We start from the raw sequence: 15,528 nt of genomic DNA, 5'->3' as shown, positions 1-15,528 counted from the left end.
ATCCACGATCCACGATCCACGATCCACGATCCACGATCCACGATCCACGATCCACGAAACATGCTGTTTGAGATTTTATTTACAAGCGTCTATACGCGGAGCATCCCATGTAAAGTAACAGGCATTTCCGATGCCCCTCATCCTTGGCCTCGTCACGATCGCGTCTAGAGTATGAGAGCTGAATGCCGGAGCCAGCATTCAAAGTCGTCGAAGTTTTTGTGGTAAACCGACAAGACTCCAAGCTCAAAACACATTCCGAAGTTTATATGTTTTGAGCCTATTACAGAGGGTTTTACGCTGAAATCCGGCTTCCCCCCGGCGTTTTGCCATTTTTTGATGATTATTATTCAGTAAAAACAACAGTGTAACACTTTTTACAGTTTGTTGCGAGTGCTGCAACACGCCTAAAGCACTGAAATCTAAAGATCTTTCTATCTATCTATACCATGTAACAGAGAAATAGATATATGTCCTTACATACACATACACGCACGCACCTACACACGCGCAGGGAGCTATACATCCGCGCGCAACATGCAACATATCTTAAGTACCTGTATTTATTAGATATTATTGTTGCAGGGTCTGAGGCGCGGCGTTTTCTGATGAAGATTTCCAATATTTAACAAATACTTAAGCGTTCCGAGGTACCATTTCGGCCTGTGCAACATTCTTGAAAGCGCGCTTGGGCGCGCTCAAACCCCAATAAAACCAGGGTGTTTCGAGGCGTCGCACCGACCGGAACTTGCATAATTCATAGATATTGACGGGCAAACGTGCCGATTTCCGGGGCACCTAAGGCAAAAATCAGGCGGGTCGGACCATGAGTTCGCCTTTTTACGAACGCGCCCCAGCCCCCGCGAAAAAAAACGCAGCTTTCCCGAAAAAACTTGTCCAGGCGCTCTAGCGGGAAATTTTTGCGGCTCTTACGTCGCCTAGAGCAACAGAAGCGGAGCAGGCAAATGTCGAACAACAACACGAAAACTCTCAACATGGAGGACGTCAACTTGGCTCGCCAGCAAGCGCTACAGGCCGGGAAAAAACCGACTGTGAGCCTGATCCACCAAACCTGTGGCGGCAATACTGGCGCCATTGGTGCGCTTCTGTCGGAGCTCTCTGCGCGCGATGATCGTGCCATGGCGGCATTCGACCTGCCCGACGAATTCTTGATCGCTGGCCTGTCGAACCTCAACCAGATGTGGTCTGAGGCCGTGGCAAAAAATGGCGCCGAACTCTCGGATGTGCGGGCCGAGCTCGATGCTCTCAGCGCTGACAGGGCCGCTCTGCAGACCCAGCTCGAAATGCAAATTGAGGAGAATGCCCGGCTGTCAGACGAACGCCATGCTCTGGCGGAACGTCTCGCCACAGCGGATCAAAAACTTGCGTCGCTTGAGGCCTTGGAAGCGGCGATGGACGAGATGCAGGCCCGCCATGACGAGGGGCTGTCCGAGGCGGCTGCAAAAATTCAAGCCGCAGAGACTGTCTTCGAGGCCGGTAAGGCGACGTGGACAGAACGCGAGAGGTCGCTCGTGGCGCGCCTTGAGGAGGCGCAGAAAACGGCGGATCGTTACCGGGTACAGTTTGAGAGCTTTGCACATCGCGTTCTCGACCGCGTAGGCCCACTCGCCGAAGCGGGGTAGGCGCAGGGGGAGCACCGTGATTGATGTCCTTTGCATCCTGACGGCGCGGTGCATAGCGCAGTATCGAACAAGCCGCGATAGTACCGCCAGGACGGACGCGAGGGATGAGGTTTCTGATCGACGGTACTGCCCGGGCCAACGGAGCCGCCGCTGCCACAGCGGGCCTGACACAGATGCCGGAGCACCAGCGTCTCGCGCACATGAGAGTATTCAACCAGCCCGGCCCTTCTGGGCAACTGCCACCCTGTTCATGTCTCCCTGGAGCACTTTGCCAAAACCAGAGCGACCTCTGCCGTGGCAATGGGAAACTTTTCTGAAAGAGGAGGGTCTTCGAGAACACACAGTCATGCTTCGTCATAAAACAGATGGGGGAATAGGCGCTCGTGATAGGCGAGCGGGCACGCCAACCGGAGGGGCGCCACCGGGCTGGTCGATTTCAACAGACCTGCATCTATGAGGCAGTCGATATCCGATCGGGCCACACTCACGGGTGGATCAAGCACGGAGTGGATCTGATCGCGTGTCACCTCGCCCTGACGCAGGACCAGGTCGACAAGACGAGGGAGTTGATGGCGCTCGGGATAGAGATCGCGGAGGAGCCCCCCATATCGCGCAGCAAGAGCGGCCGGATCGAAAAGAGCGGTCGCAAACCGGATTTCGGCCAGCATCACCTGCAGAAACCACAAGGTGAAACTCTCGAGCATCGCCAAAGACAAATTTCCTCGCCCGTCACGATCGCCGCGACGCGGCTGGTCAGCCGCCGCGAGACGCTGTTTGTACTCAGCGGAGTCCTCAAGTCCCCGCGCCAGGCCTCGGCTGACCGACCAGAGACCCTGCCCATCGAGTTCGGCGGCATGGATCATGGCATGGGTCATCAAACGGCAGACGCGCCCGTTGCCATCGTCGAATGGATGGATGTAGCTGAGCCGATGATGCGCAGCTGGGATTACGAGACAGCGTCCGGTGGTTCCGCGGGTGAGACCACTATAGCGGCGCTCGAAATATGCCATGAACGCCGCGATCCGATGTCCGGAGGGTGGCATGTGGGCACCAACCGTCACATCGTGGCCTGCACCTCGGAATATCCCGGGCAAGATCTCGCGGCTGAGATGCCCGTGCTCGGCAACACGCAGCGTGGGGGGCATCCGATCGTAGAGACGCCTGTGCAATTCCTGAATAAACGCTGCGGATGTCGGTGCGGGCAGTGTGCCCTCAACCGCCTGCGCATCAACCCAAGACTGCACATGAACGTGGGCGATGACTTCCTGAACCATGTCCGGGTGTTCCACATCGGCCCATCGGCCTGCCAGCGCCCGCTCGATATCGGTGGGCTTAGCAATGCGCCCCTCGATGCGGTTCGAATGCTGCGCATTCGCGATACGCATCATCAGGCGCAGCTCCGCCGCAACGCCGGTATTCAGCCACGTCCCGAGGTCTTTTGCTGCAGACTGGAGTTCATGGACCAATGCCAAGAGCGCGCTCGGGACCGTCTCCTCTAGGCCGCAGGGCTCCAAACGGGCGGGGGTTTCAAATGCCATGTTGGTCATCCTCGTTCTGCCGAGCGGTGCAACAGCGCAGGGCTGCTCCCCTGTTGCACCGTAATTTCAAGGGGCGCGCTCTGGTGGGGTCCGAGCGTCGGAGGTCTGCTCTGCTGGGTCAGATGCAGTGTCGCCTGCGAACAGCTCCACGGGGAGCGCTGGCGCCCGATCCGACGGGAGCGGCACATGGACCACGGATCGCAGCAACTGTTCCAGATCCGCCGCATTGAGTTCGCGCGCCGCGAGCAGGGCATCCGCCAGCGCCCGCAGGACCATTTCATTCCGCCGCACGGCTTGGAATGCGAGTTTCTGCGCCACGGACATTCGTTTTCGAACGGCCGTATGAATTTCCGACGGCCATGTCTGCGGTCGGTCAGTCGAATACGGCAAATAGACGGGCATAATGGCACCCACACAGAGCCGGGTTTCCGCCGCGAGTGCCAACTCTGTCGCCTGAGCGATGTCCGTCTCTGCCCCCGATGAAGAGGTTCCCAAGATCAGCATCTCCGCGGCGCGCCCTCCGAGTAGGGTCGCCATCAACTGCTCCACTTCGCGCGGGCCAAGCGTCAATGGGGGCGTGGAGACGACATGCGCCTCTCGCGCAGAGACAATCGCGCGCTCCGGCGGTGGGAGACCGACCGCCGCGCGGACAACCGCATGGCCAGCCTCATGGAGCGCAATCCTCTCCAATGGCACCTCGGGAACGGTCCGCCTATTCTCACCAATGGCCTGCATCAGATCCGCATCCGAGATCGGACGGCCTGCGCGGCGCGCAATCGCGCGGGCTTTGGTCGCCGCAGTGACAACATCGGCCCCTGATTGGCCCACCAGCAAACGGCTCATGGCGGCGAGATCAAGATCTGCTCCGGCGGAGGCCAGACGTTTTCGGAGGATCGTTTCGATGCCCGCACGATCCGGGAGACCCACATAGAAATGTGTGTCGAGGCGCCCGGCGCGGATCAGTGCGGGATCGATTTTAGAGATGTGGTTACTGGCCGCCATCACCACAACACCGGGTGTCCGATGAAGCCGCGTAAACAGCTCCAGCGCATGATTAACTACCGCAGTCACATAGGATTCATTGTGCCCACCCTGAGCCGATCGGTCTGGCAATGAATCGATCTCATCGACAAAAAACAGGCTCGGCGCGTGGGCGATGGCTTCTCTGGCCCGTCGCTCCATCGCGGCGAAATAGTCTGACAAAGAGCCTGCGGCTTGCGCCTCGGCATAGGTTGCGCTGACAAAACGCAGCCCTGCAGAACCTGCAAGTGCTTGGGCAACGGAAGTTTTCCCGCAACCGGGCGGGCCATAGAGCAGCGTACTGCAGGAGACATCGTCCCATGCCACCGCGCCAGCCCGCCACCCATTGAGGTCGGCAACGATGCCACGCAAATGCCCCTCGAGTTCATCGGAGAGATGCAGATCCTCGAGGGTCAGATCGGGTTTTTCCGGTCCCTTGAGGCGGCGGGCTGCGTTCAGGATCGTGCGGACCATACCACCGGCTGTCTCAAGCCGCAGTGCCCCAATGATCGCCGCGCCTGGCAGGCATGCAATGGCATCGTCCGCCTCCGACAAGCGCGCTGCCAGTTTGCGCGAGGAAGGATACCCGAGGGCGCGCATGACCTCGGACACCATAGTGCCAGAGACCGGGGGCAGATCGTAGGTTTCGGACACGAGGATGCGCGCCGCATCTGAGAGATCCCCCTCATCCCGAACGACTGCGACCACCGCTTTGCCTTGGAGGAGGGCCGTGTCGAGCGCTGCGTGAAATTGTTTGCTCAGGTGTCTCTGGTCGCGGCCTCCCGAACCTTCAAACGTGACCACGCAGAGATCTGCCATCAGATTGCGGGCCACACCGTCAGACAGGGCGGCAAAAACAGCTTCCGCGGCAGAGGCGAAATGGACCCGCACCTCGCTATCCTCATGACAGAGGAGGGTGACGGTCATTGGTGTATCCAGCGCACGCGCGGCCCCAGGTGTGCCAATTGCCGTGAGGAACCGTGCCGCCATGAGCATTTTTCCGACCGGTTGCAGCACCAATCCGCTGTCTGGCGGGTTCACCATGTCCGGCAGAACGCGGCGCATGAACCGAATCGGGTGGGAGGGCGATGACATAAATTTTGCTCCAATGCGCAAAGTGGAGGGGTCTCCGTCAGGCGCGCCTGACGGAGACAGCATGCAGGGATCGGCAAGCTTTAAGCCTCTGTGCGGGCTCTCAAATCGGCGAAAAGCTTGCGAATGCGCGGCAGCGCCTCGATCCGGTAGATCTCGGACGTGACCCCGATCCAATCGAGTTCCTCCGCGCTGACCACCCACTCGGGATGCGCATCTCGCAGAGTTTTGTGGATTTGTTTCTCCGCTCTGAGGGCCTTTGCACCGGTGTCGAACCGAATTTTCTCCAGCACCTCCGCATGGACGCCATCGGCCAGATCAAACTGGTGTCGCAGGCGCGCCTCCGGCCGCCGGCTCATGCCGACTTTGACGAACTCCCCGGCCCCATCCGGCAGCTCAAAATAATCGAGATAGATATAACTGGTATCCGACAGCCAACCTTCGGAGCAGCTATGACAGGCAAATCGCCCCGAGAGCATGTTGCCAACGGTGATATCCTGTTGGTGGCTACATCCATGGTGGAGATACCGGCGATAGTTGGGATCGCCGTTCGACGGCGCGCCGAGCAGGATCCAGCCATGTTTTCGCGCCTCAGCGGCATTTCTATTTTCCAAACAGGTTTCGCAGCGGAGCGCGACCTTGCCAGCCCCGATTTTCTGGACAAACACCCGTTGGCGCGAGACCTCATGTCCGCAGGACGCGCGGTAAATCCCGCGATGGCTGTCGTGTGGGCAGGGCCGGAGAAATTCCAGTCCTGCAGCGGTGGCTTCTCGCGCCATCGCCCTGAGATAACAGGAGGTGCATTCCGGCCGCGCCGTCCTGAGCACATGGGTATGCACCGCCATGACGCCGTCGCAGGAGAGGCAACGCAGATAGACCTGCGCCCGAATTTTTGGGTCCCGTCCAAAATAGCGGTACCCGTGTTGGCTGGCCAGGCAGTGCCAGGACGGTTTCGCAAGACGGTGGTCAATGAGGATGTGTGCGACATGCGCAGGTGCGCGGCGAGAGCGCCGCGAATAGTGAACGAGGGGCATTTGAAATTTCCTGAAAAAACATGACCAATGGGTGCGCCCGCGATGGGCGCACTCGAAATGGGCGGCTTTGGACCAATAAGGGCGGTCACACTGTTCAGAGGACCACCCGGACCTAGCTCAGTGCAGATTGGGCTGCGGGTCAGGTGCGCCCGATCGGAAAAGATCAAGGCTATCGAGGCCGTCGAGACGCGCCGCGACCGCCTGCAGAACTGTGAAAAAATCCCGGTCCGCGACGGAGGCGTTGGGCAGGATGCAGGTCTCGGCGATCAACCGGCGCGCCGCGGCAATTTCGCGGTCAAATTCGCCAGCAGACTCGGCGGAGAGAACCGAACGGAGACAATAGGTCATTTTGCGGAGGACGCAGCAGTTTCCAACGCCTGTCGCCGCTGCAGTGGTCGCCGCCAGACAGTCGGTCACCCGGTCCCAGGCCGACTCTGACTCGCGCAAATATTTAGAGACCGCAGGATCGCCCATACCCCCGGGCAGGCCTTCGGAGGCCCAGGTCAGTTCGAGCTCGGCTGCGGTCGCCGTGTCGAGGTCAGTCAGCAGTTGGAGAAAATTCCGGCGCAAAATATGTGCGCTATAGTCTCGTGTGGATTTCGTTTGCGCAGGGCGCGTGATAGCAACGGCAGTAGCCATGGTGAACCTCTCATCCAGGTTTGCGTGTGGTTAGGGGCGGCTGAGTGTTGGCGCACTTGACCGTCCCGCAGTTACAATGTAATCGCGATTACATGATTTCGCAAGCCTTGCTGAGGAGAAATTCGTCATGTCCGCGAAAAGAGATGTCATGGAGCCGCAAATGGTCCGCATGAGCGCCGAGTTGCTCGCAAGGATCGATGAGGCGCGGCGCCAGGCGCCGGATCTACCGACGCGCCCGGAAATCATCCGGCGCATGATCACCGAGTGGCTCGATCAGCACGAGATCGGCGAATAAGCGGCATGATGACAACGCCCGGTCTCCCGCTGTCGGTCTGAGAGACCTGTCACTCTGAGGGACACCCTTTACCCTTGAAGTGTGACCGTATTCCGCGGGGATGGTCCTGATTCCAAATCTGAAAAATCCTTCAAAAACTTTATGCACTGCCATCTCGAGTTGGTGGTGCTTGGTTCTCAAGGGCGGAGCCTGGCAATTTTTTTAGATGTGCTGCGCGGCCCTTAGACATCTGTCCTCCCCCCTAAAATAAAGGCCGATACCGTTCTCGATGGATGGCGGGTGGCTCCTCTTGTCCACAGTTCCACGCGCGGATGACGCTGCGGCGGACGCAGGTCGTGCGATGTTATTTCTGCCACGGGCGTTCAGTTCGACGGCGTGAACAGCAAGGGTCCCCCGGCGGGCCCGTAATCGAGGCAGCGACCATGAGCCATAGATATCATCGGGATGCCCCAACCAAGGGCCGCAGGATACATGCCACAGACGAAGAATGGTCTCGCGTGCAATCCGCAGCGGCCCGGGCACAATTGTCGGTGTCGGCATTCGTCGTGCAATCGACACAGTCGCGGAAGCTCTTGGCGCCGGCCCCCCAGCGGACAGAGGTCATTCGCCTCTTGACCGCGTGTCATGGGCTGCTCGCAGAAATTGCGGACCAAGCCCGGTTTGACCGCGACACAGACGCAGCCACTATAGCGACCGGAATGACGGAGGTCTCGGCACTGCTTGACGCGGTTCTGCAGTCCGCACTGGCAGAGCGGAGAGCTGATGAGGCGGTTTCATGCTCCTGACCTGGTCACCCCACGGCAAAAACGATGTCCGCGCGGCGGTCGATTATCTCACTGCGCCACGGGTCACCAAACCGCTCGCCGGACGCCCTCATTCTGTGGTTCGGAGCCCCGCACCTGAAACCCTCTCTGGCAATGCGCAGCTGGTGACTCAGTACACCAATGCGCTCCCGTTCCGGTGCCGATACGCGGTCGCAACGCTAAGTTTTGCGCAGGAAGACATCCGCGTTGACGCTTTCCGAAACGGCGATCCTGAGGTGCGAAGGATGCTACAGTCAGCCGCTGAGCTTTGTATCGCATTTGCCTATTGCGGCATCCCCGCGCGGGCGCGACCGCCGATCTTGGTCACGGCTCAGACCCATACAGGCCGTGTCGAACTCAGCATCGTTTTCCCCAGAGCCGCGGGCATGCCAGGCGCGCGGCTCTATGCGGTGAACCCGAACCCTCCCACGGCCGCCAGCCGGGCGGGGTGGAATGCTCTGGTCGATGTGCTCAATGACCATGTCGGATGGGCAGATCCCCGAGACCCCCTGCGCCGGCAGTGGCTGTCGGCCCCGAGTTGGATGGTGGCCGAAGCCGCAGAACTCCGCCGCGCCAAATCCGCTGGGGCACGCGGATTCGATCTAAGTGCGCCTTGGTTCCAGGCTTGGCGCCTCTGCCGCGCCGCCGCCCGCGACACCGAGGGAGATCGCGATGAGATCGTCGCGCGGCTCAACGCGGGGCTCGCCTGCCACAATTGGGGCGTGACCAGTCAAAGCCGGCGCGACCTCACCTGCGGCCCCCTTATCGGACCCGGGCCACATGTAACGTTTACCGGTGCCGCCCTGAGCGGCGGCGAGGACACCGCGATCGATCCATTCGACGCCATCCGCGCAAGGCAATTTGAAATCCTGGAGGCCACGACGCGCCTTGATGAGGCCATTGCGCGGCGCTGGGAGGCAAATCGGCGCCTCCGCGCTTGGAGCTGGGTCGATCCGCCCGACCCAATGCAGTTTCTGAGCAGCACGCGCCCTGCAGGATCGCCGCGCGAGATCCTGATGCGCGCATTGGAGCGCATCTCCGCCCGTGCTCGCCTCGTTATCCAGTCTCACTGGCTCGCGGAAACCCTCCTGAAACACCCCACAAATGGCCTCCGCGCCATCGTTGCACAGCTGAACAAACTCAATGACCAGTACAACACCCCAAGACCCACACCTCCTTTCCCGGATAGAAACCCTGATCGACCTGCTGCGCCAAATGCTCGACCGCGAGGGCCATCCCCTCGCCGACAGGCTGGATCAGTTTCTGATCGACATTTCCCAGATCGAGCGCGCGATGACATCGGCGGCCGAGAACCTGACCCAAGCGGTGCCGAAACTCGCCGAAGCACCCTCCCGTTCGGATTTGGCCCTCGTCGAGGACCGGATCGGAACGCTGCTCGACGAGGTGATCTACCGTCAGGTCCGATTGGACGCGCAGCTGGATCTGTTGTTCCAGCCCGTTGGAGCCGAGGCCGATGGCTGAGAGAAGTCGGACGTCTGGCACGTAAATGTGTTGGGGCCTGCACCCTAGCTTGGGGATCAGATGCAGCAGGGAATGAGGGGATCTCTGTTCGGGCCGGTCATCGTGCGGTGTGGGTTCCAGTTACTGATTACTCTCCAGACGCTAAATGGGAAGCGCGTGTTGCCAGCACGTTGCGAAAACCCGCACCCACATCCCTCAAAGGCGCGGCGGAGAGTCCTCGGTAGAACTCGGATCGCCTGCACCGTGTCTGTCTCAGACCTGCGGGGCGGCGACAGGCTGGCGCGCGCCGCAGGGAGGGATCGCCAGCGACAACGGCGCGCGACAAAACTGAGATCTTCTTTGAGGTTTTGAGCCTTAGCACCCAGTCGGTCATTGCGCTGTCACGACGCGTTTTAAGACAGAATTCACGAATGCTACAGCCGGACGTACCCGTGCTGCGACGGCGATGGACCGAGCTCCTACACCGGCCAAGACTCCTATGTGGATAACTCTCAGGACGCGCGAGTCTTCTGAAAAAACAGCCCTTATATTGAAACTGACGAGATAGAGGCAACTCGTCCAGAGCGGGGATCACCCCGCATTTGGCAGACAAAACAGCGGAGTCAAATTTGGGTCTGGATATGCACGCAATGATCACCAAAGAGCCCCTCGCAGGCGAGGCCGATTGCAACCCTGTAGAAGTCGAAGACCTCTATTCGTGGCGCAGACACCACGGCCTGCACGCATGGATGAAAGAGCTATATTTCATGAAAGGCGGCACGGATCGGATGTTCAATGGCGCGACCGTGGTACTGAACGCTCAAGACCTGGACGTGCTTCATATAATTATCAAAGCAAGCCCCCTGCTGGAAACGGCTGGACTTTATTTCGACATCCCTGACGAGACCGAGATACTTGGGGATCTAGAATTCGTCACACTGGCCCGCAAAGCCCTCGCTGACGGGTATAGCGTTCTCTATACATCCTCCTGGTAGAAGAACGCCAAAACGATCACGAGAGCGTTCTGGCGCTCTCGGAGATGCTTCGTTGAGGACAGGATCCTTCAACCAAGAGAACCTCGGCAGGCGGCCAGTAGTCCGGTCTCAGCCGAGGCTCGTGCTATCGTGCGACGTCGGAAAACTGCGCATCGGCGATGTCACCCTCAGCGCGATACCCGCGTTTGAGTTTTTGACGACGAAGCTCGTTCAAAGCAGCAGACGCCTCCTCAAGCTGAGAGAATGTCTGCAGTTTCATCTGCCCATTACTGCCGATACGACCCCAAGTCCGGATCAACATGACCTCTCCAAACAAAGTCGGCTCTATAGACAGCGCATAAAACCGCGACATATTGCACGATGGGTCGCGACGGGTCAGGTGAAGAGGTGCAGGGCTCTGTGGCATGGCATAGAGTATGTCCCCCTGCCCCAGCTCAGTCCAATTCAATTCCTGAATCCAATCATCGCATTCGATTCAGGGCCGTGATGGTAGACGGGAGCCCATCTTCAAAATGGCATACCATCCCAAATTTAAGCGCTGTTTCTGATATTCAGCACGAGGCCGACACTTCTGCATCGAACGGCGGTCACGGTGCCCTTCCTCTGAGCCCTGTCGCAATAAGGCGTTTCAGCGGCTTTAGCAGATAGCAAAAGAGCGCATGCGGCCCCCATGATCCATGATCCATGAAGGCGACCTTGCGCATGATGCTTGGTCCACCATATTCGTCGCGTTGACTTTGTTAGATTGCAGGCTGCCCGAGCAATCTGGCGATCAGCCAAGGCCCGACCGCACGCAAGGCGGATCGAAAGGGGCAGGCGCCGGTATTTTTTCCTGCGCGGCATGTCATGCAACTCAGATAAAGGGAGAATTGCTATGGCCGCGAAGGAAGGTGGGAGAGCAACCGAGGGGGCACCGTAAAGTTAATGCGATTGCCCGTGTAAAATGTGACATAGCGGTATGACCGACGCTCGCCTCTATCGCCGCCACCGTTTCCCGCCCGACGTGATTGCCCATGCTGTCTGGCTGTATTTCCGTTTCCCCCTGAGCCTGCGGATGGTTGAAGACCTTCTGGCCGAGCGCGGCATTATCGTGTCGCACCAGACGGTGCGGGCATGGGCCGAAAAATTCGGGCGGGAATTCGCGAAGACGATCCGTCGCCGTTCGGCTGGCAAACTCGGCGACAAGTGGCATCTGGACGAAGTTGTCATCTCAATCGGGGGCCGCAAGCACTGGCTTTGGCGGGCCGTCGATCAGGAGGGCTTCGTGCTGGATGTGCTGGTTCAAGCCCGCCGCGACCGGCGGGCTGCCCTGCGCCTGATGCGCAGGCTTTTGACACGACAGGGCCATCCGCCACGGGTTCTGGTCACTGACAAACTTCGCTCATACCCGGCGGCGAAGCGCCAGATCATGCCGGGGGTCGAGCATCGCTCACACAAGGGTTTGAATAACCGGGCTGAAAACTCACACCAATCGACCCGAAGGCGCGAGCGCGTTATGAAACGCTTCAAATCCGCCCGGCAATTACAGCGCTTCGCTTCCATCCATGACCCAATTGCCAACTTGTTTCACCTGCCTCGCCACGAAATGACATCCGCAGATTTTCGCGAACTTCGTGCCGCCGCCATGGAGGCGTGGCGCGACATCGCTCGACTCGAAGCCGCATGAACACCGCAGCCGGTCCAGTTTTTGTGCTTGGCCGGTTAACTTTACGGTGCCCACGAGATTATTGACGCTCATCATCGTGTCTTTCGCATGACCTTCCATGCTTTTTTCGTCCGCAATATCGAGCGGCACAGCATCCAAGGCCGCGTCAAGCTTTGCGAAACGCTTGTTGATCGCTGAGATCAACTCGTCTTTTGTGGTTGGAATAACCATGCCAGAATACTACCAGAAGCAGATTTATATATAAGTCCGTATCGTTTGGGGCTTGGGCTCGGAAGCGGCCATGCGGCAGCGCAGCAGGCTTCGCCCGACTTGATCGCCTTTAATTGCAGCGAGGGTGGTATGATCGGATATCGGCAAGCGGCCGAGGATGTGGCGGGCGTGGTGGATCGGAGGAACCACTATGCCAACTACAAACCTACCTGCTATTCGCGCATGCCGTCCTGCCTGGAACAAGGGGCGCATCGTCGGTCAGAAGCGACCGCTTGCACCGAAACACGTATGGGCGATCCGGGTTCGCCTAGAGATTGCTCAGAAGATACGAGAGCTGGCGCTTTTCAATCTCGCCATAGACAGCAAGTTGCGGGGCTGCGATCTGGTGAAGCTGAAGGTCGCCGACGTCTATGCAGCCGGACAGGTTAAGCACCGCGCTTCAATCATCCAGAGCAAGACCCGGAAACCTGTCAGCTTCGAAATCACCGAGGGGACGCGGAAAGCCGTCGCTACTTGGCTCGAGGATCCCCTGATGATTGGGTCGGAACATTTATGGCCGGGCCGCTTTCATGAGCGTCTGCATATTTCGACTAGGCAGTACGCTCGTCTGGTGCGCGAATGGGTGACCTCGATCGGTCTAGAGCCGAGCGCCTACGGCACCCACTCCATGCGGCGGACCAAGGTGGCGCAGATATACCGCAAAACCGGCAACCTGCGCGCGGTCCAGCTTTTGTTGGGTCATACGAAGATGGACAGCACTGTGCGCTACCTCGGTGTCGAGCTAGAAGATGCCCTAACCATCGCAGAGGCTGTTGAGATTTGAATGGAAGGGCCGCCATGACAAGGGCGGCCCTCTACGGTCTACTGTGGAAAGCGGCATGAATGTCTTGCCAAAGTGTGGTGGTAAAACTTGGTTCGATGATCACCAAGGCATTAAAAGATGCAGTGATCTTAGCAGCGAAAGACAGCCGGCTTAATCAACTAAGCCTGTTTTATCGCCCGCGTTGATTTCCGAGGAATCAGGGTAGGCATTGCCTTGCGGATGTTGTCCGTATCGGGTTCGTCAGCCAGCAAAATCTCCAGCGCTTCGGTCGCGATCTGGTCAAAGGGGACGTGGACAGTGGTCAGCGGAACCGGCAGTTTTGCAGTGATCGGGATGTCATTATAACCGACTAGGGAAATATCCTCTGGGACCGATAAGCCCGCCTCGTGGATGGCAGACAAGGCACCGATCGCCGTGTTGTCGTTTACAGCGAACAGCCCTGTCAGTCCCTCGTTCCGGGCCAGCAATGTCCGTGCGGCATCCGCCCCGCTGGTGATGCTGAAGCTGGCCTCGACCATCAACGCAGGGTCCACGGGCAGGCCCGCTTCGGTCAGGGCGCGCTTGTACCCCGCCAACCGCCCCAACGCGCTAGAGGCATAGGACGGGCCCCCGATCAGTCCGATCTTCCGGTGCCCCAGATCGATCAGATGGCGCGTCGCCAGATAGCCTCCCATCTCGTCATCTCCGACCGAGGACAGGCTTTTCCCGTCGGTGCGCACAGCTAGAACATGGGCCACGCCCCGTTGCGCCAGTTCCGCAATCAGGGGGTCTTCGGTACGGGCGGTTGAAAGGACCAGCCCGTCCACGCCCCGTTGCAGCAGGGTTTCGGCGGCGATGCGCGCGGCCTCCGGGGTGTCGTCGGTTGTGGCCACGATGGCAAAGTGCTGGCGGCGGGCGGCGGCACGCTGCAATGCCTCGTAGAGCATGGCCATAACCGTGTCTGTCAAACGCGGTACAATCACCCCGATCATCCCCGTCTTCCCACGGCGCAGGCTGGCGGCGGAGACGTCCCGCACATAGCCAAGCTCCTCTGCGACCTTGCGGACACGCTTGGCGGTTTCGCTTTGTGACTTGGGCAGGCGTTCGTCCAAGAACCTTGAAACGCTGGACTTTGACACGCCCGCAGCACGCGCCACGTCCAGGATCGTGACCCGTCCTGCGGGGGCTTTGGTCCCGTCATCCTGTGCCATGCTGCGCCTCCCTGCGTGGTGCCTCGTTATCGTTATCAGATTTCTAGCACTTGACACGCGCCTTCTGCAATGCATTTTTGGGAACGTTCCCAATATCGTTCCCATTTGGAGGAGAATCGAACATGACACCGATGGACCTGCGCGGCCTGAACCCCGCCCCCGTTACGGTTTTCAACAAAGACGGCTCGTTGGATATCGAGGCCAACGTGCGTCTGGCAAAATGGCTGGCGTCGTTTGATGACGTGAAGTCGTTGGTTATTCTGGGCCATGCTGGCGAAGGCACCTTCCTGACCACCGAAGAGCGTCTGGAACTGATCCGCGCCTATGCGGACGCAGTCGATGTGCCGATCATCGCGGGCATTACCGGCGAAGGCACCAAGGTTGCCGCCGAAGAGGCCAAGCGCTCCTACGACGCTGGCGCGACTGGTGCTCTGGTTTATCCGAACCACGGCTGGCTGCGCTTTGGCTTCCAGAAAGGTGCGCCGCAGGATCGCTACAAGGCGATCTACGAAGAGGGCGGCCTTCAGACCATTCTGTTCCAGTACCCCGATGCGACCAAAGCGTCCTACGATCTGGACACCCAGCTAGAGATCGCCGCCCAAGAGGGTTGCGTGGCCACCAAAAATGGCGTGCGCAACATGAAGCGCTGGTACGTCGAGATCCCCGCGCTGAAGAACGCTCAGCCCGATCTGCAAGTGCTGTCGTGCCATGACGAATGGCTGCTGCCCACCATGTTCGACGTGGACGGCCTGCTGGTCGGTTACGGCAACATCGCGCCCGAACTGCTGATCGATCTGATCAAGGCAGGCAAGGCTCAGGACTACCCTGAAGCGCGCCGCATCTTCGAACAGCTGCTGCCCGTAACCCAGGCTGTTTACCATCGCGGTTCGCACATGGAAGGCACCGTCGCCCTGAAACTTGGTCTGGTGAAGCGCGGTGTGCTGGATCACGCAACCATCCGTGAGCCCCTCAAGAACCTTGGCGCAGCTGCCGAAGCCGAGATTTTCGCTGCCTTTGACGCGGCGGGTATCGGCCGTGTGGATGCCGGTCTGCTGGCCGCCGAATGATCAGATTGCCCCCGCAGCCGATGCGGGGGCATATTCGCAAAACAGGGAGGAGAGA

General features: G+C 59.4%; 14 protein-coding genes and 1 pseudogene. 8 read left to right on the top strand and 7 right to left on the bottom strand.

The features are described from left to right. The first annotated feature begins 962 nt into the window (after window positions 1–962). Window positions 963–1,640 carry a DNA-binding protein gene (locus HJ536_RS18805; protein ID WP_177158944.1) on the top strand — a complete coding sequence of 226 codons (678 nt, stop codon included), beginning with the start codon at window positions 963–965 and terminating at the stop codon, window positions 1,638–1,640. A gap of 344 nt (window positions 1,641–1,984) precedes the next feature. Here the strand turns inward: HJ536_RS18805 and HJ536_RS18800 are convergent, their stop codons facing one another. The 4 genes from HJ536_RS18800 to HJ536_RS18785 all read right to left on the bottom strand — a co-directional run bounded on the left by HJ536_RS18800 (window position 1,985) and on the right by HJ536_RS18785 (window position 6,963). Next, on the bottom strand, window positions 1,985–3,178 hold the full coding sequence (locus HJ536_RS18800; protein WP_177158943.1) for a Fic family protein: 1,194 nt from the start codon (window positions 3,176–3,178) through the stop codon (window positions 1,985–1,987). Between the two features lie 66 nt (window positions 3,179–3,244). Then, window positions 3,245–5,263, bottom strand: coding sequence for an AAA family ATPase (locus HJ536_RS18795; protein ID WP_177158942.1), 2,019 nt, complete (start codon window positions 5,261–5,263; stop codon window positions 3,245–3,247). Window positions 5,264–5,373: 110 nt separating this feature from the next. After that, entirely contained in the window at window positions 5,374–6,324 is a 951-nt protein-coding gene (locus HJ536_RS18790; RefSeq protein ID WP_177158941.1) for a GIY-YIG nuclease family protein, read from the bottom strand. Window positions 6,325–6,441: 117 nt separating this feature from the next. Then, window positions 6,442–6,963 carry a hypothetical protein gene (locus HJ536_RS18785; protein WP_177158940.1) on the bottom strand — a complete coding sequence of 174 codons (522 nt, stop codon included), beginning with the start codon at window positions 6,961–6,963 and terminating at the stop codon, window positions 6,442–6,444. A 127-nt stretch (window positions 6,964–7,090) separates the two neighbouring features. Here HJ536_RS18785 and HJ536_RS18780 point away from each other — a divergent pair, with 127 nt between their 5' ends. The 4 genes from HJ536_RS18780 to HJ536_RS18770 all read left to right on the top strand — a co-directional run bounded on the left by HJ536_RS18780 (window position 7,091) and on the right by HJ536_RS18770 (window position 10,517). Further along, complete coding sequence (locus tag HJ536_RS18780; RefSeq protein ID WP_228028814.1) at window positions 7,091–7,258, top strand: ribbon-helix-helix protein, CopG family; 168 nt, start codon at window positions 7,091–7,093, stop codon at window positions 7,256–7,258. 272 nt (window positions 7,259–7,530) lie between these two features. After that, the gene (locus tag HJ536_RS21280; protein WP_420811101.1) at window positions 7,531–8,043 is read left to right on the top strand and encodes a plasmid mobilization protein; all 513 of its coding nucleotides are present in this window, start codon (window positions 7,531–7,533) and stop codon (window positions 8,041–8,043) included. Window positions 8,044–9,204: 1,161 nt separating this feature from the next. After that, a complete protein-coding gene (locus HJ536_RS18775) occupies window positions 9,205–9,543 on the top strand; it encodes a hypothetical protein (protein WP_177158939.1) in 339 nt (112 codons plus the stop codon). Between the two features lie 629 nt (window positions 9,544–10,172). Further along, a complete protein-coding gene (locus tag HJ536_RS18770) occupies window positions 10,173–10,517 on the top strand; it encodes a phosphoglycerate kinase (RefSeq protein WP_146135006.1) in 345 nt (114 codons plus the stop codon). A gap of 124 nt (window positions 10,518–10,641) precedes the next feature. Here the strand turns inward: HJ536_RS18770 and HJ536_RS18765 are convergent, their stop codons facing one another. Then, entirely contained in the window at window positions 10,642–10,923 is a 282-nt protein-coding gene (locus HJ536_RS18765) for a WGR domain-containing protein (protein WP_177158938.1), read from the bottom strand. Window positions 10,924–11,475: 552 nt separating this feature from the next. Here HJ536_RS18765 and HJ536_RS18760 point away from each other — a divergent pair. After that, window positions 11,476–12,183, top strand: coding sequence for an IS6 family transposase (locus tag HJ536_RS18760; RefSeq protein WP_177158937.1), 708 nt, complete (start codon window positions 11,476–11,478; stop codon window positions 12,181–12,183). Between the two features lie 63 nt (window positions 12,184–12,246). Here the strand turns inward: HJ536_RS18760 and HJ536_RS21275 are convergent. Beyond that, a pseudogene (locus tag HJ536_RS21275) lies at window positions 12,247–12,393 on the bottom strand (ClbS/DfsB family four-helix bundle protein); the annotation flags it as partial. A gap of 190 nt (window positions 12,394–12,583) precedes the next feature. On the opposite strand from HJ536_RS21275, the gene HJ536_RS18755 reads away from it, so the two are divergent. Next, window positions 12,584–13,216 (top strand): tyrosine-type recombinase/integrase, encoded by a 633-nt coding sequence (locus HJ536_RS18755; protein ID WP_177158936.1) that lies wholly within the window; start codon window positions 12,584–12,586, stop codon window positions 13,214–13,216. Window positions 13,217–13,374: 158 nt separating this feature from the next. Here HJ536_RS18755 and HJ536_RS18750 read toward each other — a convergent pair whose 3' ends face one another. Next, window positions 13,375–14,406 (bottom strand): LacI family DNA-binding transcriptional regulator, encoded by a 1,032-nt coding sequence (locus HJ536_RS18750; protein WP_177158935.1) that lies wholly within the window; start codon window positions 14,404–14,406, stop codon window positions 13,375–13,377. 122 nt (window positions 14,407–14,528) lie between these two features. Here HJ536_RS18750 and HJ536_RS18745 point away from each other — a divergent pair, with 122 nt between their 5' ends. Beyond that, the gene (locus tag HJ536_RS18745; protein ID WP_177158934.1) at window positions 14,529–15,473 is read left to right on the top strand and encodes a dihydrodipicolinate synthase family protein; all 945 of its coding nucleotides are present in this window, start codon (window positions 14,529–14,531) and stop codon (window positions 15,471–15,473) included. The last annotated feature ends 55 nt before the right edge of the window (window positions 15,474–15,528 follow it).

It is taken from the genome of Donghicola mangrovi (assembly GCF_013377535.1).
Taxonomy (GTDB): domain Bacteria; phylum Pseudomonadota; class Alphaproteobacteria; order Rhodobacterales; family Rhodobacteraceae; genus Donghicola; species Donghicola mangrovi.
Note: the sequence above shows the minus strand (reverse complement) of the source record. Positions and strands in the feature narration are given on the sequence as shown.

Excerpts from the sequence above, each read along its gene's own strand:
- HJ536_RS18770 (WP_146135006.1), top strand. The coding sequence starts at position 10,173 with ATGATCACCAAAGAGCCCCTCGCAGGCGAGGCCGATTGCAACCCTGTA.
- HJ536_RS21280 (WP_420811101.1), top strand. The coding sequence starts at position 7,531 with ATGGCGGGTGGCTCCTCTTGTCCACAGTTCCACGCGCGGATGACGCTG.
- HJ536_RS18800 (WP_177158943.1), bottom strand. The coding sequence starts at position 3,178 with ATGGCATTTGAAACCCCCGCCCGTTTGGAGCCCTGCGGCCTAGAGGAG.
- HJ536_RS18775 (WP_177158939.1), top strand. The coding sequence starts at position 9,205 with ATGACCAGTACAACACCCCAAGACCCACACCTCCTTTCCCGGATAGAA.
- HJ536_RS18790 (WP_177158941.1), bottom strand. The coding sequence starts at position 6,324 with ATGCCCCTCGTTCACTATTCGCGGCGCTCTCGCCGCGCACCTGCGCAT.
- HJ536_RS18795 (WP_177158942.1), bottom strand. The coding sequence starts at position 5,263 with ATGCGCCGCGTTCTGCCGGACATGGTGAACCCGCCAGACAGCGGATTG.
- HJ536_RS18805 (WP_177158944.1), top strand. The coding sequence starts at position 963 with ATGTCGAACAACAACACGAAAACTCTCAACATGGAGGACGTCAACTTG.
- HJ536_RS18785 (WP_177158940.1), bottom strand. The coding sequence starts at position 6,963 with ATGGCTACTGCCGTTGCTATCACGCGCCCTGCGCAAACGAAATCCACA.
- HJ536_RS18745 (WP_177158934.1), top strand. The coding sequence starts at position 14,529 with ATGACACCGATGGACCTGCGCGGCCTGAACCCCGCCCCCGTTACGGTT.
- HJ536_RS18750 (WP_177158935.1), bottom strand. The coding sequence starts at position 14,406 with ATGGCACAGGATGACGGGACCAAAGCCCCCGCAGGACGGGTCACGATC.
- HJ536_RS18780 (WP_228028814.1), top strand. The coding sequence starts at position 7,091 with ATGTCCGCGAAAAGAGATGTCATGGAGCCGCAAATGGTCCGCATGAGC.
- HJ536_RS18755 (WP_177158936.1), top strand. The coding sequence starts at position 12,584 with ATGCCAACTACAAACCTACCTGCTATTCGCGCATGCCGTCCTGCCTGG.
- HJ536_RS18765 (WP_177158938.1), bottom strand. The coding sequence starts at position 10,923 with ATGCCACAGAGCCCTGCACCTCTTCACCTGACCCGTCGCGACCCATCG.
- HJ536_RS18760 (WP_177158937.1), top strand. The coding sequence starts at position 11,476 with ATGACCGACGCTCGCCTCTATCGCCGCCACCGTTTCCCGCCCGACGTG.